A 15,551-nucleotide genomic window follows, 5' to 3' on the forward strand; every position below is an offset into this window, starting at 1 on the left:
GTATAAAAAATGAACAACGTTGTATACTTCAAACAGCCAAAGAAAATATGGACATTGCGAATCAAACTTTTTGGCGCGGATCCGGAATGGGCCCGGGTGATGGAAATTGACTGGCGGGCATCGTTTCTGGATCTGCACGAGCCCATTCAAGAGGCCGTAGATGGGGAAATTGGGTATTTCAGATCAATAAAACCCGGCACAAGGACAAACAAGCACAACCCGGCGTTTTTTATCCCAGGGTCATTGAGGCAAGGGGGGAGAACCCCGAACAGTACCCGGACTATGAGGACTGGGAAGAATAGTTTAGTAGGCTATGGTTTGGGCGAAAAGTTGCCCAGATGCAAGGCGCAGGAATATTTGCGACCGGAGCAACCTGGTCGGTTGTGAGGATTGCAAATTTTCTTGCAACGACGCAGGTGGGTGACTTTTTGTTCAACTATTTGTGGAAATGCCTACTTCATCAAAGGTCTTAATATCCGCAAGAATACGCGTGGCAAGGTCCAGAAGCTCCATGCACACAGCCGCACCGGTGCCTTCCCCGAGACGGAATTTAAAGTCGATTAAAGGTTCCAGACCCATGTGGTCCTGCATATATTTATGGCCGATTTCCACAGACTTGTGGGAGGCAAACAGGTAGTTTTTTGCTGCCGGGGCCAGTTCACAGGCAATCAGGGCGCCTGCCGTGGAGATCAGGCCGTCGCAGATCACCGGAATGCCTTTGGCGGCCGCACCGATCACCAGTCCTGCCAACCCGCCGATTTCAAGCCCCCCGACTTTAGCCAGCACATCAAGGGGATCCTTGGGATCAGGCTTGTTTATGTCCAGTCCCTTTTGGATCACAGCAATTTTTTGGGCAAGACCTTTATCGTCAACCCCTGAGCCCCGGCCGGTCAGACGTTCCACGGACAATCCTGAAAATGCCGCAATGATGGCAGTGGATGGGGTGGTATTTCCAATGCCCATATCCCCAGTGCCTAGAAGGTCAACAGGGGTTTGGGCGTGCAGTTCATTGACGATTTCAATGCCTGCTTCAATGGATTTAACCGCCTCTTCCCGAGTCATGGCAGGCCCTTTAGTAAAATTGTCTGTGCCGTGTCTTACTTTTTTATGAAAAATGGGGAGATCTGGGTCAAAATCGTAATTCACACCGATATCCGCGGCTTTCACCCGGGCTCCGGCATGTTTGCCCATGACGTTGACGGCTGCCCCGCCCCCGACGAAATTGAGCACCATCTGGGGGGTGACTTCTGCGGGGAAGGCGCTGACTCCTTCCTCGACCACGCCGTGGTCACCGGCGCAGGTGATGATCTGTTTGTTGGTTAAATGGACGTCAATGGTTCCTTTGATGGCGGCCAGACGGGCCCCGATCTCTTCCATCATTCCCAGGCTGCCGGGGGGCTTTGCCTGGTTCTGAAGGCGCTGTTTGGCCTTTGCGAACGCATTGTGATTAAGTTCAGGATTGATGGCCGAAAGGGTCTGTTCAAGCAGAGACATCGTTTTACCTCGCTAATTTGTCCTGCAGCAATCCATGGTCTTTTAGGCATGCAGGAACATGTTCCTGCAAAACCCTTTACCATCGCGTCCTGCATGACAAAAATCTTAAAGCACGTCTTCTGACTCAGGGGGGGTGGTGGCTTTTTTCCCCTAAGCCTTCCCAGAAAAGTTTTCCAGTGGCATGACAGGGTGAATGTGCCCCATTACAGCGGCGGGACCGTCACGGATTTGCACCGTGTTCCGTTTGCTAAAGATTTGACAACTCTTATTATGTTGCCGGGTACCGTAAACCTGTTTGCTATCAAGGTCAATCATTTTTCGTGTTCGAATACAGTAACTTTTTATCGATAGAACTGCCGGGTTATGCTATTCTTTTACCCGTTGAGTCATCAGGTAAAATGCGTGATGAATATTTTATTGCAAAGAACTATTGAATATTAACCAAAAAGGTTCGATACATTATGGAATTAAGACCACTAGGCATCGCAACAGAAATTATTCAGGAGATTGGGCTCAGTATTACATATAACTATGATGATCTGATTTTCATTGAGCACAATCCTTTTATTATCCAGTTTGATGATGAAAACTTAAAGAATCTAAACCTGTTTTTCAATATTGATTGTGAACAGGAGACCGCCGGAAAGCTGGAGGCCCAATTAAAAAATGCTGCATCCCAGAGGGGCTTTACCATTACCTTAAGCGGAAAGTTTGAGATGAAACAAAAAGAAAATACAGAAGAAATTGATATAAAATTTATCGAGTAGCAGTAAGGGGCATGGAAATTTTAAAATCCACAAATAGAGTGAAGGCAATTAAAATGGATGGGTTGTTTTTTTTGCGGACCTTAAAAAAATCGAATCATGAAAACATTTAAGCATCTCACCAATCCTGTTCTTTATTCAGGCCCCCAAGAGATCAACAGACTTGCCGGATTACTTGATCCGTCCACCCCGATTTTTTTTATTACCGGTGCCCATTTTGTAAACACCAATACCTGGCAAACGCTTGAATCCCAATTGCGTCGGGCCGGATGCAAGTTCCAAAGACAGACCGTGCATGGAGAGCCCGGCCCGGATATAGTTGATGACCTGACGGAACAGGCGGACAGGCTAAAGGCCGGTTGCGTGGTGGGCATTGGTGGGGGATCGGTTTTGGATGCAGGCAAATCGGTTGCGGCCATGCTTTGCCAGGAAGGTTCAGTCCAGGATTATCTGGAGGATGTGGGCACAAAAGACCCCAACGGAAAAACCGTTCCATTTATTGCTTTACCTACAACAGCTGGGACCGGCAGTGAAGCCACCAAAAATGCAGTGCTCAGCCGCCCAGGGCCGGATGGATTTAAAAAATCCTTCCGCCACGATGCCTTTATTCCCTCGACTGCCATCATTGACCCTGAACTGGCAATGGGATGCCCGCCTGAAACGACTCTTGCCTGTGCCCTGGATGCGTTCAGCCAGCTTCTGGAATCCCGTGTCTCCACAGCATCTACACCGCTCACCCAGGCGTTGAGCAGGCAGGGGCTTCGGCTGTTTACCCGGGGATCGCTGCTCTTTTCGGATAACCTGTACCAAAGCCGGGCGGAATTGTCTTTGCGATGGGATCTGGCCATGGCTGCGTATCTGTCCGGGGTTACCCTTGCTAATGCCGGGCTTGGCACAGTACACGGTATTGCAGGCCCTCTTGGCGCTTTTACCTGTGTGCCCCACGGGGTGGCGTGCGGTTGCCTTCTGCCCCGGATTTTTACCATATTGACCCAAGAGATGCAGGTGGAGGCCCTGGATGAAGTGGGTGCCTGGCTTTCCAGGGGTATCGACGCCATTCCCCAGCCCGATGATTTTAAGGTTGCCCTGGATCACATGAATTCCTGGGGTGAACAATTGCCTAAACTGCGTGACTATGGGGTGACGGAACATCATATTGATGCCGTCGTCGATGCCTCGGGCAATAAACATTTCCCCATTCAATTATCATCACAACAGATGCGGGATATTCTATTGGGATGCCTCTAATAGCCTTGACCTGGTACCCCTGCTGATATAGGGTTTCTTATTTTTATTGAAAGCAGGCCTTTTCATATGCACGCCACAGATAGGGATAAGGTAATTCCCCCCAAGACTTTTTTAAGCCTGCTTTTCAGCCTGGCGCTACCCATTTCTCTGCAATTTCTTTTGACCAGTTCCATGGCTGTGATAGACATACTCATGATCGGCCAGCTTCATGATGCGGCCGTGGCGGCTGTGGGCATTGCCAATCAGTTTGTTTTTATCTTTTTTGTTATCCAGTTCGGCATTCACTCAGGCATCGCCATCTTCACGGCCCAATACTGGGGCAAACAGGATGTTGCTCGGATCCACCAGTTGTCTGGTCTTGGGCTTCTGGCAGGATTTGTCATCGGTTCTGTGTTTGCCGGTGCTGCGTTGTTTTTTCCCGCAGCCGTGATTTCGGTATTTTCCAGTGATGCCGACGTGGTCCGTCTTGGGGCCGAATATCTTCGCATTGTGGGATTTGCCTTTGTTCCTTTTTGCGTAACCTTCTCCTTTATGACTAATATGCGGAGTATGGGGTTTGCCGGTGTTCCTTTGATCTCTTCATTTATAGCCGTGGTTGTAAATATTGTGCTCAACTACTGCCTGATTCTCGGCAACCTTGGCTTTCCCGCCATGGGTGTCACCGGTGCGGCCATTGGCACCTGCACGGCAAAATTGATTGAAACCGGCTTGTTAACGGCGATCATTTACCTGAAACCTTACCCCCTTGCTGCGTCAGTAAAAGAAATGCTGTCCTTCGATTTTGCCTTTGTCAAGCGGGTCACGGCCACTTGCTGGCCTGTGTTCCTCAATGAATTCTTCTGGGTCACAGGCGTGAGTATGTACAAACTGGTTTACGCCCGCATGGGCACTCAGTCCATTGCGGCAGTCAATATCGTGGCCACCTTTGAGGAATTTTTATTTGTTCCTTTTTTCGGCATTTTCCATGCTGGTTCCATTCTCATCGGTAACAGCATTGGGGCCAAAAGATACAATCGGGCGTTCGCCTATGGCAAATTCATGCTTTTGATCCAGCTTCCGATGGCCCTTGGCGCAGGGCTTGTGCTCATCCTGTGCAGACCTTTTATCCTGGGATTTTACAATATTTCCACGGCAGCTTATGAGAATGCCTACTACCTGATACTGACGACAGGTCTTATCTTTTGGGCAAAGACCACCAATTTTACAACGGTGGTATCTGTTTTCAGGGGCGGAGGCGACACAAAGTTCGGCTTTCTCATGGACCTGAGTTCAGTATGGTGCATTGGCGTGCCCATGGCGTTTATCGGTGCGTTTGTCTTTCATTGGCCCGTGTACGGTGTCATGGCCCTGATTGCCCTGGAAGAAATGTTCAAGCTGATTATCGGCTTGCCCCGATTTTTTTCAAAAAAATGGATTAAAAACCTTGTGGCAGATCCGGAAAAATAACCTGAACAAAACCCTTGAATGATCCGTCACAAAAGGAGGAAGAATTGAAATATATAGGCGCCCATGTGAGTGCTGCAGGCGGCGTTGAAAACGCGCCAATCAATGCCGAAAAAATCGGCGCATCCTGTTTTGCACTTTTTACAAAAAATCAGCGACAGTGGCAGGCCAAGCCCTTATCAGAAACAAACATCAATGAGTTTAAAGCAAACTGCAGCGCTTTGGGTTTCGGGCCCGGGCAGATTTTGGCCCACGACTCCTATCTCATAAACCTGGGCCATCCTGCACACGCCGCCTTGGAAAAATCAAGACTTGCGTTCGTAGATGAAATGCAGCGATGTTATCAGCTTGGCATTGCCATGCTCAATTTCCATCCGGGGTCAACGTTAAAAAAGATCAGCATGGATGACTGTCTGGCAACCATTGCCCAATCCATTAATTTTGCCCTTCAAAAGGTGCCGGACGTTATCGCCGTGATTGAAAACACTGCCGGCCAGGGGAGCAATGTGGGATTTGCCTTTGAACAGATAAACACCATTATTGACCGGGTGGAAGATCAATCCCGCATCGGGGTGTGTATTGACACCTGCCACGCTTTTGCTGCCGGTTATGACTTTGTCTCCCGGGAAGGTTATGAAAAAACCTGGGACCTGTTTGACGCAATTATCGGCTTTGAAAAATTAAAGGGCATGCACCTGAACGATGCCAAAAAGCAGATTAATTCCAGGGTGGACCGGCATGAAAGCATCGGAAAGGGACAACTTGGCCTTACCGCTTTCCAGCACATCATGGAAGACAAACGCCTGGATAATATTCCCATGATTCTGGAAACACCGGACAATAATATATGGGCCAAAGAAATTTCCCTGTTAAAATCGTTGATCAAGCCGTAAGCTGAATGAGGGAGTTTTCATGAGAATCTGGGACCTTCATCCAGGATACCTGAACCGCCAGAGTCTTTTAGGCGAACACCGGGAACTTCACGGTATGGTCTCCATTATTGTCAACGGCAAAAAAGGCTATTCCCGGCACCCGGAAACTTTGCGCTGGATGGATTTCGGCTGGGCGCTGAACAAACGCCACCAGTTGTTAGCCGCAGAAATGACGTTGCGGGGGTACAATGACAAATCCCCTGTGCACACCCGCAAAAATAAAGGCCGATGGCCTGACACATTTATTGATGAACCCTATCTCCAGATCCAGCTGCTCAGGGAAAAATACCGGGACAAGGAACCGGGACGCATTCCCTTACCCCAAAATGCCCAGCAGATGTGGCGTCAGCACAAGTACGCCGTCATGGCCCGGAGTGCCCTCCTGTACAAAAAAATCGGTGCAGACGTGGCCCGCATGGGTCCCCGGGATGATTTCAGTAGTCTGGCCCTTCTTCTGGTTGAAACGTTGAGAACCCGGCCATCCCAGGGCGGATTAAAAAATGCGCTGCAACATATGTGGGGGTATGTGTCGGACAGATATGAAAAATCGCGGGAGCCTTTGCACGCATGGCCCCTGACAGATCTGCTGGCCCGGATTCAGGATTTGACATTTAAACACAGCCAGCCGTATTTAATGGAATCCGTTGCGCTAAGCGAGTTCGCTGTGTGGATAAAGGACAATCGCATGTAAGGCCAGAGTGAACGATTGGGCCGTCAATAGGGGACAGCCCCCGTTTTGGTGGTCTGTCCCCATTTTTTATTGAAAAAAGGTATTTTCATATATTGAAACAGCCTGGTTCATGGCCGGGCTTGTTCAACAATCGGATAAGATCCTGGTTCGTTTCTCACACGATCTATCCTTATTTTTTAGGTTTCTGAATTATCAGTTATCTTTTCGATCCGAAAGTATCTCGCCAGTTAACGGATTAACCCTTAGTTCACGTTCCTCGTTATTTTTGTAGGCTTCAACCTCCCAAACCCCATCATCCATTGATATTTCTGTTATTGGAGCATAGCCCTGAGTTTCTAATGTTTGGATGATTTCAACTAGGGGCTTAGAATCTGCTGGTGGTCGTTCGCCGGCAAACACCTGGGAGATACCAAGTGCAGATAAGACAGCTACAGTAAAAAAGATCCCTGATGCTACTTTTTTCTTCATGGTGCTTTCCTCCATTTGAGAATTGAATGATTTATTACCAAGCGTAAGCTTAGCGCTATTTGGACTTGATTTTTGTACTGGTTTCAGGAAAAATAAGTACTTGTGCAGTTTTTTTTCAGGATAACTCCAAATCATTTCATTCCTATTTTTAGTATCAGAAAAAAACTGAATTGACAAATAAATTACTTATTATTGTAAATAGGGGGCAGACCCCGGTTTGTCAATTTTTGTCCTTGGTCTGCCGACTTTACCCGGACAAGCACGCCTGCCCAACATCATATAAAAAGGGCTGAAGAAACCGGCCGAATCAGTTTTAACAAATCTCCGGCATTGTTGCTACTCTTAGGGGTTAGCAACAGAGAATTGAAAAAGATACAACTATAGAATCATAGTCTGTCCCCATTTTTTGCGCTTGCCCGGAAGGTGAATAGGCTGGAAGCCGAGATTGGTGGCGATTATCAGACAAACCTGCTAACAAAAAACAACTTGTCTTCATTAAGGGTATCATATAAAGGATGTGTCAAAAGAGTTGCCGTTAATATTATCTGGGTTTTCAGTTTTTAAAGCAGCTCACAATCTACCACATAGGAGGTCTCATGAGTTTTAACGAAAAGATTGCTGCTTTATCCGAGAAGGTCACGTCACTTATCGACCATCTGGAGACCGAAGAAGCCACGAAAAACGCTCTGATCATGCCCTTTATAGCAGCCTTGGGCTATGATGTCTTCAATCCACAGGAGGTCGTACCTGAGTTTACAGCTGATGTAGGAACTAAAAAGGGTGAGAAGGTAGATTATGCGATTATGCAGGATAATGAAGTGATCGTCTTGATTGAGTGCAAAAAATCAAAGAGCGACCTTTCTGAAGCAAACATCCACCAGTTGTTTAGGTATTTTACAGTCACTAATGCCCGTATTGCTATTCTTACCAATGGTGTTCAGTATCGTTTTTTTTCAGACCTTGAAGAACCCAATAAAATGGATGAGAAGCCGTTTCTTGAACTTGATCTGCTTAACATTAGAGAGAACCTTATCGAAGAAGTTCGGAAACTTGGCAAAGAAAACTTTGATTTGGACAGGATGCTTAGTACCGCCAATGAACTCAAGTATACCTCTGAAATTAAAAAACTGATGAATGTACAGTTTGAAACTCCCGGTGAAGAGTTTACCCGATTCTTTTTTAAAGCGGCCAATCCAAATGCCCACTTCACCGCATCCGCTAAAGAACAGTTTACCAAGTTTGTGCAAAAGGCACTCCATCAGTTTATTAGTGAAAAAGTCAGTGACCGTCTAAGGTCTGCTCTTGAGAAGGAAGACGATAAAATCGTTGAAACCAACGAAGACGAGATCGTCTCTGAAGCCAAGCCCAATGGTATTGAAACCACTGACGAAGAACGTGAAGGCTTTCAAATCGTTAAGGCTATCCTGGTTCAGAAGGTCGCAGTAGAAAGAATCGTTCACCGTGATACTAAATCATATTTTGGCATTCTCCTTGATGATAATAACCGTAAACCACTTTGCAGGTTGCACTTCAATACTGCTCAGAAGTACCTTGGTGTAATCGGTGATGACAAGCAAGAGACACGTATCCCAATTGGTAATCTTGCTGATATCTACCAATATGCAGACAAACTACTGGAAACAGTTAAGTTTTATGAGGAAACAAACTAAAACACCTCATCGGCCACACAAGCCGCTTTACGCAACGCTCCATTAATCAGGTGCGCATACCGTTGGGTCATCTCGATACTGCTGTGGCCTAAAAGTTCCTTGATCGTGTAGGTGTTCACTTTGCCACTGGATGCCAGATAACTGGCGTCTGTGGGGTGTAGGTCATGGAAACGGAATCATTCAGAAGACTAGTATGCATTGATTTTGGATCAAATCTGTATTCAAGAGTAATCTTTTATCTTTGTTGCCGTGTCATCTGATATGATCAGACTCAACTGTCTGGTCGGCAATTTTGAAAAGGGAAAAAGCAACTATAGAATGAAGGGTTCATAAAAATGGATATCCACGCCTGGATCGCCGTCGCTATGTTGGTTACGGCCATGGTTCTTTTTATCAGCAAGCTTATCCCTCTTGAGGCCACTGCTCTTTCGATCCCGGTTGTGCTTGGACCGCAGATTAAATAACTTGAACGAAATTGCTTGCCTTTTGGCCCATCTACTTCGTTGAATCAAAGGCCCAATAGGCCTGCTATTCAACCTTTAATACGCTTTGTAGATGAACCAAAATTCGGCGTTATTTCTGCCCAACTTATTACTTTCACCTGAGTAGATTCGACGTGTCCCAGGGGGATATTGTAAAAAGGGGAGAGATTATCGGTCGATCTGGTTCTACGGGACGGGCCACGGGGCCTCATCTGCACCTGTCCATATCTGTACAGGGCCAGTTGGTAGATCCGGTACCGTTGTTTGAGGAGACAAACGATCAATTGCTCCGGTAGGGATTGATCATAACATCGGCCACAAGGTGTCCACCCGGAAAGTTTTTAAAAAAAATGTAGATAAAATTTGCTTGGTTTGTAGATAGCTATTGTGAATAAACAAAAAACATTCACGGAAAGGATAAAGACGCCGAGCATGACATCTACAGACACTGAAATTTCTCAAAATGCAAAGACCAAAACAAAATCTGGATATTTGATATAAGAGCGCCGGTCAGGTTGAATTGAATTCCGTTATAACCAGCAATTCCTGAATCTGGTTCCTGAAAGTTGACATCCACTCCCTCTGTTTTTATATTATAAGATATAATAATCCATAAAACAGGAGGATATCCAAATGGCCGATAAAAAGGAAAATAAAGACTACTGTGATGCAGAAGACCAGAAAAAGGTGGTTGATAAAATGGCCGACTGCGACAAGAGTGCCAAAACAGATAAAGAAAGAGACGACTGCTATTCCGAGGTCGTCAAAAAGGATGACGGCTGCATGTCCTGATATTGTTTTGTGATAATTAAATTCAGTTCATCCGGTCATATGCGGCTTCTGCCGTAACAGGATCTCCATGAGCGCCTGCTGATAATTATCCTAAACCCACCATCTAATGTTTTATTTCTCTTTTAATTCAAAAAGTTAACAAAGTTTATGTTTCACCAAATAGGTGAAACATAAATGCATCTAATCAATTAATTTTACATTAAAATCAGAAATTATATGGTGGATTTGGGATTATCTTCAGGGCTTGTGACTGACCAATGCCCAGGATTTCATTTTTCTTTTATTGTCCTAACAAAAATGCTGGGCTTGATCATAACTTCGGCCAGTTTGTGCTCATCTTTTCAGAACCTGAAAATACCGACGGAATTACAAGCGGTTAAAAGTGCCCTGAATCGGGTTCTCTCATAAGTGCCCCATCTTATGATCAACCCCAAAATAGAATGAAAGGAAGTCCACTATTTCTTTTATTAAACTTTTGGGACGGCTGATAAATGAGGAATATTTTTCCGGCGGCGGCCATGTGGGCTGTGCCCTGGCCGTTGCCCCAGAGATAAGCGCCATTAAATACAGGAAAATGAAATCCGTCATATGAGGGATCTGTGAGTTTGGTAACATTATACAAAGGGCATTTTATCGATACGCCCACACCGGGCGAATTCAGGGTGAGAAAAGACGCTGTCGCCATCGTTGAAGCGGGCAAGCTTCTCTTCCTGGAAAAGGCGGTGCCGGAACGGTTTTCTTCTCTTCCAGTAAAGGACTTGGGAGAGGGAGTGGTTATTCCTTCTTTTATTGATCTGCATGTCCATGCACCCCAGCATATGCAGATGGGGGCGGGGCTGGATATGGGATTGCTCGATTGGTTGGAAAATTATACCTACCCAGGAGAGTCCAGCTTTGCCGATGAAGATTATGCCCGAAAGATTTATCCTTTGTTTGCCGCCGAACTGCTGCGGCAGGGCAGCCTCCGGTCTGTGGTTTACGGTACGGTTCATTTGGTATCGACCCTGATTCTGGCCCAGGTCCTGGAAAAGGCCGGACTGATCGCCTTTGTGGGCAAGGTCAACATGGACCGGAATACGCCCGATTATTTGAAGGAGACCTCCGAAGCCTCGTTCAAAGTCACTGAAACCTTCTGCCGGAGGTTAGTGGGCCGGAATGGGGTCCGGCCCATCGTTACGCCCCGTTTTGCCCCGAGCTGCACGGAAAAGCTCATGGAAGACCTGGGCCGGCTCTCTCAACGGTTGGACCTACCGGTCCAGTCCCACCTTTCCGAAACCCTCTCCGAAGCCCAATGGGTCTCTCAGCTTTTCCCCGAAAGCCGCAGCTATACCCATGTCTATAATGACTGCGGCCTCCTGGGGTCAGGTAGCCTGATGGCCCACGCCATCTTTTTAAGTGATGAGGAAATTGATTTAATCATGGAACGGGGAGCCACATTGGTTCACTGCCCCAGCGCCAACATCAATTTGAGCAGCGGCATCATGCCCCTGGGCCGCTATTTGGACCGGGGCGTTAACCTGGGACTGGGCTCAGATGTGGGCGCCGGGCACACCCTTGCCATGTATCGGTCGGTTGTCCAAGCGGTACAGAGCGCCAAGCTGCTTCGGATTTTGCGGCCCGAAGAGAATCACAGAGCGGTAACCCTTTCCGACGCCTTTTATCTGGCGACCATGGGAAATGGTAAATTCTTTACCAATCAGGGATGGGGGCCTTGTGGTGCCTTTGAGCCGGGTATGAGTTTTGACGCCCTTTCCATTGATATGGGATTGCCCGAAGTGGTAGAGATGTCTCCTCTCAATCAACTGGAGCGGTTTCTCTACGCCGGGGACGACAGACATATTAAAATACGGATTTTAGCCGGAAGGGAATTATGAAAAAACGCTGTCGATTTATTTTAAACGACAAAGAGATGGAATTTTCCCTGTCGCAGGGCCGCTCGGTTTTAGACCTTCTGAGAAAGGATTTGAGACTGTACGGAACCAAAGAAGGCTGCCGGGAAGGGGAGTGCGGTGCCTGTACGGTTATACTGGGACGAAACCCCTCGGTTGCCTACCGGCCCATGCCATCCTGTCTGATGTCGGCAGGACAGCTCAACAACACCCATCTTGTAACCATAGAAGGACTTCAGGGGGAGAGGCCCAATCGGCTTCAGCAAGCTTTTATCAATCAGGGAGCGACCCAATGCGGATTCTGTACCCCCGGATTTATCATGTCCCTCACCGGTTATCTTCTGGAGGGCAGGACCGTTACCCTCCAGGAGGCTGTGGATGCCCTGGACGGGAATCTCTGCCGATGTACCGGCTACGGCTCCATTCGGCGGGTTGTGGCGGAGACCGTTACCCCCCTATTGGGTACAGTGCCCTCACTTCAGGAATTGATTGAACTGGACCTGATTCCTGCCTATTTTGCCGGCATCCCCCAGAGACTTACGACGCTGAGGTGTAAGTCCCTATCGGATTCACCAGATTTGACCTTTGACCGGTCTGAAAAAAATCGGCTCCTTATTGCAGGGGGCACCGATCTGTATGTCCAACGGGGAGACGCCCTGAATAAGTCGGCCCCCCGGTTCCTCATACCCGAATCCGAGCCGATCCGGGTAACCGATGGGATGATAGAAATTCCCGCATCGGCCACCATGGAGCAGATGCGGCGAGATCCCCACTTAATTGATCAGTTTCCCGGGTGGCATGAAAAGCTGCGGGTTTTGGCCTCCCATATTTTACGGAATCGGGCCACCCTGGGGGGCAATCTGGTCAATGCCTCACCCATTGCGGACGGTGCCGTGCTTTTGCTCGCCTTGGATGCCCAAATTCAACTGGTTTCGTCCCAAGGCTTTCGACGTCGACTTTCTCTAAGGGCGTTTTTTCTGGGCTACAAAGAGCTGGATTTAAAGAACGATGAGCTTGTGGAATCCCTTTGGGTGACAAAACAGGATGGCCCCCAATTATGGAACTACGCCAAAGTGAGCAAGCGAGAGCGATTAGATATCGCCAGCTGCAACTCTGCGGCGGTTTTTAAGGTTAATAACGGGTCATTCACTTTTGTCGGTTTAGCCTTGGGCGGTGTGGCGCCCATCCCCTTTACGGCCCGCCGGACCATGGCGTGGCTTAGGGAAAAACCCCTGACCATGGAAACATTTCTGGGCTCCCTGGAAGTCCTGCAGGAAGAGATTTCTCCCATAGACGATGTCCGGGGCAGTGCCGATTATAAAAGGCGATTGGCTTCTGCCCTTATGGCGGATCATTATCTGCACTGCTTTTCCGATATCTGTTCCTACAACGATTTTGTAAAGGAAGAGGCGTTATGATCAATCCCGATACCACCTATCATGTGATGGGGCTTACCCGCTATGTGGATGACAGGGATTTTCCCGCCCGGGGATTGCATTGTGTTGTTTTCTTCTCTCCTCTGGCCAGGGGAAAAATTCGGGATGTGGATACCTCCGCCGCCAGGGACGTGCCGGGTGTGGCGTTCATCCTTACCGCAAAAGATATTCCCGGGGTAAATCAGATCGGCGGCATAATTCCGGACGAAGTGCTCCTGGCCGAGGATGAGGTGGTTTTTGTGGGTATGCCGGTGGCCGCCGTTTATGCCTGGACCGAGGAGGCTGCCCGGGAGGCGGTGGGGCTCATTAAAATTGATATTGCCCAAGAAATCCCTGTTCTGGATCCCCGGGAAGCCTATAACCGGAATGAATTGATTGCCCCGGTACGAACTTTTACTCTGGGCGATGTGGAAGAAGCCATTGCGTCTGCAGCCTATGTGGCCAAGGGGAGGGTCGAATCGGGCGCCCAGGAGCACTTTTACCTGGAGGGCCAGGTCACCGTAGCGACTCCCTCGGAGGAGGGGAATCTCCATCTCTCTTCCGGTACCCAGGCGCCCACTTCGGTGCAGCGATGCGTTGCCAAGGTTTGCGGATTGGCCATGAATCGGATTGAAGTGGATGTTCGACGACTGGGAGGCGCCTTTGGGGGCAAGGAGGTCCAAGCCAATACCTGGGCCTGTTTTGCCGCCCTGGGGGCTCAAAAATCGGGCGTCCCCTGCCGTATGGTTTTAAGACGTTCCGACGATATGTTGGCCACAGGCAAGCGGCATCCTTATAGCTCGGATTTTACCCTGGCCCTGGATGGGGAAGGAAATTTTTTGGCCTTCAAGGTTATGTATTATCAGAATGCGGGAGCTGCGGCCGACTTGTCTACGTCTATTTTGGAACGAACCCTGTTCCATGCCACCGGATCTTATTACGTGCCCAACGTACATGCCACGGCAGCCTCCTGCCGCACCAACATAACCCCGAACACCGCCTTCCGGGGATTTGGTGGTCCCCAGGGCATGTTCGTCTTTGAATCGGCCATCCGGGAGGCCTCCCGCATCAGCGGAATTCGTGTCGAAACACTGCAGCGGAAAAACCTTCTTAAAACCGGGGATTTTTTTGCCTATGGTATGGCTGCGGAGAATGCCCAGGCCCAACACTGTTGGGACAGGGCATATGACCATTACGACCTGCCAAAACGAATGGGTGCCATTGACGCCGCCCAAAGAGCGGAGAAGGCTTCCGGTCAGGTCTCCCGCTACGGCAAAGGGTATGCCCTGATGCCCGTATGTTTCGGCATAAGCTTTACCACCATATTTTTAAACCAGGCCCGGGCTCATATCCACGTTTACACAGACGGTAGCGTGGGCGTAAGTACGGGTGCTGTGGAAATGGGTCAGGGGGTAAACCACAAAATTCGCGAAATAGTCGTCAACAGCCTGGGAATCGCTCCTGGGCAGGTTAAGCTTGAATCCACCAATACCACCCGTGTTTCCAACACCAGTCCCACCGCCGCCAGCAGCGGAACTGACCTGAATGGAGCGGCCGCCCTGATGGCCTGTGAGATGATAAAAGCGCGTCTCTTTAAATTTATGGCCGAGGAATATCAATGTACCTCGGAGGATTTTTTCCTTAAAAAAGGCCGGTTATATAAAGCGGGTAAAGCCTGTGGGGTCGCTTGGGAGGATTTGGTGATCCAGGCCTATGGTTCCCGGGTGCAGTTAAGCGCCGAAGCCCACTATGCCACGCCGGACCTGTTTTTTGATACATCTATTGAGAAGGGTCGTCCCTTTGCATACCATACCTACGGAACGGCTTATTTTGAGGCTGAAGTGGACCGCTTACTGGGCACCTACAGAATCGAAAAGGCCTATGTGGTGCATGACCTTGGGAGATCCATCAATCCCCTCATCGATCTTGGTCAGGTTGAAGGCGGCATGGTCCAGGGCATTGGATGGATGACCATGGAAGAGATGCGTTACGCAGAGACGGGCAGACCCCTTACGGCCACTGCGGGAACGTATAAAATGCCTGATATCTCTTCTGTTCCTTTGGATATGCAAGTAAAATTTTTGGAAGATGACTATAACGACAGAGCCGTTAAGGGGTCCAAGGCCGTGGGGGAGCCGCCTTTTATGTACGGCATCGGGGCTTTTTTTGCCATAAAGATGGCCGCCGGGTGTGAGACACCCTCCTATTGTGCGCCCATGACGCCCGAGCGTTTGTTTGGGGAATTGAGGGGAATGGTATAGGG

At 48.7% G+C, this 15,551-nt stretch carries 14 protein-coding genes, 1 pseudogene and 1 riboswitch; of the genes and pseudogenes, 12 read left to right on the forward strand and 3 right to left on the reverse strand.

Going from position 1 to position 15,551, the window contains the following annotated elements; genetic code table 11:
• Window positions 1-9: 9 nt before the first annotated feature.
• Window positions 10-387 carry a hypothetical protein gene (locus EYB58_RS07595; protein WP_111954415.1) on the forward strand — a complete coding sequence of 126 codons (378 nt, stop codon included), beginning with the start codon at window positions 10-12 and terminating at the stop codon, window positions 385-387.
• A 45-nt stretch (window positions 388-432) separates the two neighbouring features.
• Here the strand turns inward: EYB58_RS07595 and cobT are convergent, their stop codons facing one another.
• A complete protein-coding gene (gene cobT / locus EYB58_RS07600) occupies window positions 433-1,494 on the reverse strand; it encodes a nicotinate-nucleotide--dimethylbenzimidazole phosphoribosyltransferase (RefSeq protein WP_111954417.1) in 1,062 nt (353 codons plus the stop codon).
• 92 nt (window positions 1,495-1,586) lie between these two features.
• A riboswitch (cobalamin riboswitch) is annotated at window positions 1,587-1,776 on the reverse strand.
• Window positions 1,777-1,955: 179 nt separating this feature from the next.
• Between cobT and EYB58_RS07605 the strand changes: the two genes are divergently transcribed.
• The 5 genes from EYB58_RS07605 to EYB58_RS07625 all read left to right on the forward strand — a co-directional run bounded on the left by EYB58_RS07605 (window position 1,956) and on the right by EYB58_RS07625 (window position 6,572).
• On the forward strand, window positions 1,956-2,261 hold the full coding sequence (locus tag EYB58_RS07605; RefSeq protein ID WP_111954419.1) for a hypothetical protein: 306 nt from the start codon (window positions 1,956-1,958) through the stop codon (window positions 2,259-2,261).
• A 96-nt stretch (window positions 2,262-2,357) separates the two neighbouring features.
• Complete coding sequence (locus tag EYB58_RS07610; protein ID WP_111954420.1) at window positions 2,358-3,506, forward strand: iron-containing alcohol dehydrogenase; 1,149 nt, start codon at window positions 2,358-2,360, stop codon at window positions 3,504-3,506.
• Window positions 3,507-3,572: 66 nt separating this feature from the next.
• Window positions 3,573-4,952, forward strand: a complete 1,380-nt coding sequence (locus tag EYB58_RS07615; RefSeq protein WP_111954422.1) for an MATE family efflux transporter — start codon at window positions 3,573-3,575, stop codon at window positions 4,950-4,952.
• Window positions 4,953-4,996: 44 nt separating this feature from the next.
• Window positions 4,997-5,842, forward strand: a complete 846-nt coding sequence (nfo, locus tag EYB58_RS07620) for a deoxyribonuclease IV (protein WP_111954424.1) — start codon at window positions 4,997-4,999, stop codon at window positions 5,840-5,842.
• A 19-nt stretch (window positions 5,843-5,861) separates the two neighbouring features.
• Complete coding sequence (locus tag EYB58_RS07625) at window positions 5,862-6,572, forward strand: DUF1722 domain-containing protein (RefSeq protein WP_111954426.1); 711 nt, start codon at window positions 5,862-5,864, stop codon at window positions 6,570-6,572.
• A 192-nt stretch (window positions 6,573-6,764) separates the two neighbouring features.
• Here the strand turns inward: EYB58_RS07625 and EYB58_RS23475 are convergent, their stop codons facing one another.
• On the reverse strand, window positions 6,765-7,217 hold the full coding sequence (locus tag EYB58_RS23475; RefSeq protein ID WP_207309142.1) for a PepSY domain-containing protein: 453 nt from the start codon (window positions 7,215-7,217) through the stop codon (window positions 6,765-6,767).
• Window positions 7,218-7,636: 419 nt separating this feature from the next.
• Between EYB58_RS23475 and EYB58_RS07635 the strand changes: the two genes are divergently transcribed.
• Window positions 7,637-8,710: a type I restriction endonuclease gene (locus tag EYB58_RS07635; protein WP_111954428.1), complete on the forward strand. Its 1,074-nt coding sequence runs from the start codon at window positions 7,637-7,639 to the stop codon at window positions 8,708-8,710.
• Here the strand turns inward: EYB58_RS07635 and EYB58_RS07640 are convergent.
• Window positions 8,707-8,874: pseudogene (locus tag EYB58_RS07640) on the reverse strand (site-specific integrase); the annotation flags it as partial. The gene EYB58_RS07635 and the pseudogene EYB58_RS07640 overlap by 4 nt on opposite strands.
• A 401-nt stretch (window positions 8,875-9,275) precedes the next feature.
• On the opposite strand from EYB58_RS07640, the gene EYB58_RS24420 reads away from it, so the two are divergent.
• From EYB58_RS24420 to EYB58_RS07660, 5 genes are all read left to right on the forward strand, one after another.
• Entirely contained in the window at window positions 9,276-9,488 is a 213-nt protein-coding gene (locus tag EYB58_RS24420; RefSeq protein WP_278186439.1) for a M23 family metallopeptidase, read from the forward strand.
• A 337-nt stretch (window positions 9,489-9,825) separates the two neighbouring features.
• Window positions 9,826-9,984 carry a hypothetical protein gene (locus EYB58_RS23115; RefSeq protein ID WP_163354304.1) on the forward strand — a complete coding sequence of 53 codons (159 nt, stop codon included), beginning with the start codon at window positions 9,826-9,828 and terminating at the stop codon, window positions 9,982-9,984.
• A 599-nt stretch (window positions 9,985-10,583) separates the two neighbouring features.
• A complete protein-coding gene (locus EYB58_RS07650) occupies window positions 10,584-11,858 on the forward strand; it encodes an amidohydrolase family protein (protein WP_111954432.1) in 1,275 nt (424 codons plus the stop codon).
• Window positions 11,855-13,291: an FAD binding domain-containing protein gene (locus EYB58_RS07655; protein WP_111954434.1), complete on the forward strand. Its 1,437-nt coding sequence runs from the start codon at window positions 11,855-11,857 to the stop codon at window positions 13,289-13,291. The genes EYB58_RS07650 and EYB58_RS07655 overlap by 4 nt, the downstream gene beginning before the upstream one ends.
• Complete coding sequence (locus tag EYB58_RS07660) at window positions 13,288-15,549, forward strand: molybdopterin cofactor-binding domain-containing protein (RefSeq protein WP_111954436.1); 2,262 nt, start codon at window positions 13,288-13,290, stop codon at window positions 15,547-15,549. Before EYB58_RS07655 ends, EYB58_RS07660 begins: the two co-directional genes overlap by 4 nt.
• Window positions 15,550-15,551: the final 2 nt, after the last annotated feature.

This window comes from Desulfobacter hydrogenophilus (assembly GCF_004319545.1).
Classification (GTDB): Bacteria; Desulfobacterota; Desulfobacteria; order Desulfobacterales; family Desulfobacteraceae; genus Desulfobacter; species Desulfobacter hydrogenophilus.

Excerpts from the sequence above, each read along its gene's own strand:
- EYB58_RS07595 (WP_111954415.1), top strand. The coding sequence starts at position 10 with ATGAACAACGTTGTATACTTCAAACAGCCAAAGAAAATATGGACATTG.
- cobT (WP_111954417.1), bottom strand. The coding sequence starts at position 1,494 with ATGTCTCTGCTTGAACAGACCCTTTCGGCCATCAATCCTGAACTTAAT.
- EYB58_RS07605 (WP_111954419.1), top strand. The coding sequence starts at position 1,956 with ATGGAATTAAGACCACTAGGCATCGCAACAGAAATTATTCAGGAGATT.
- EYB58_RS07610 (WP_111954420.1), top strand. The coding sequence starts at position 2,358 with ATGAAAACATTTAAGCATCTCACCAATCCTGTTCTTTATTCAGGCCCC.
- EYB58_RS07615 (WP_111954422.1), top strand. The coding sequence starts at position 3,573 with ATGCACGCCACAGATAGGGATAAGGTAATTCCCCCCAAGACTTTTTTA.
- EYB58_RS07625 (WP_111954426.1), top strand. The coding sequence starts at position 5,862 with ATGAGAATCTGGGACCTTCATCCAGGATACCTGAACCGCCAGAGTCTT.
- EYB58_RS07635 (WP_111954428.1), top strand. The coding sequence starts at position 7,637 with ATGAGTTTTAACGAAAAGATTGCTGCTTTATCCGAGAAGGTCACGTCA.
- EYB58_RS23115 (WP_163354304.1), top strand. The coding sequence starts at position 9,826 with ATGGCCGATAAAAAGGAAAATAAAGACTACTGTGATGCAGAAGACCAG.
- EYB58_RS07655 (WP_111954434.1), top strand. The coding sequence starts at position 11,855 with ATGAAAAAACGCTGTCGATTTATTTTAAACGACAAAGAGATGGAATTT.
- EYB58_RS07660 (WP_111954436.1), top strand. The coding sequence starts at position 13,288 with ATGATCAATCCCGATACCACCTATCATGTGATGGGGCTTACCCGCTAT.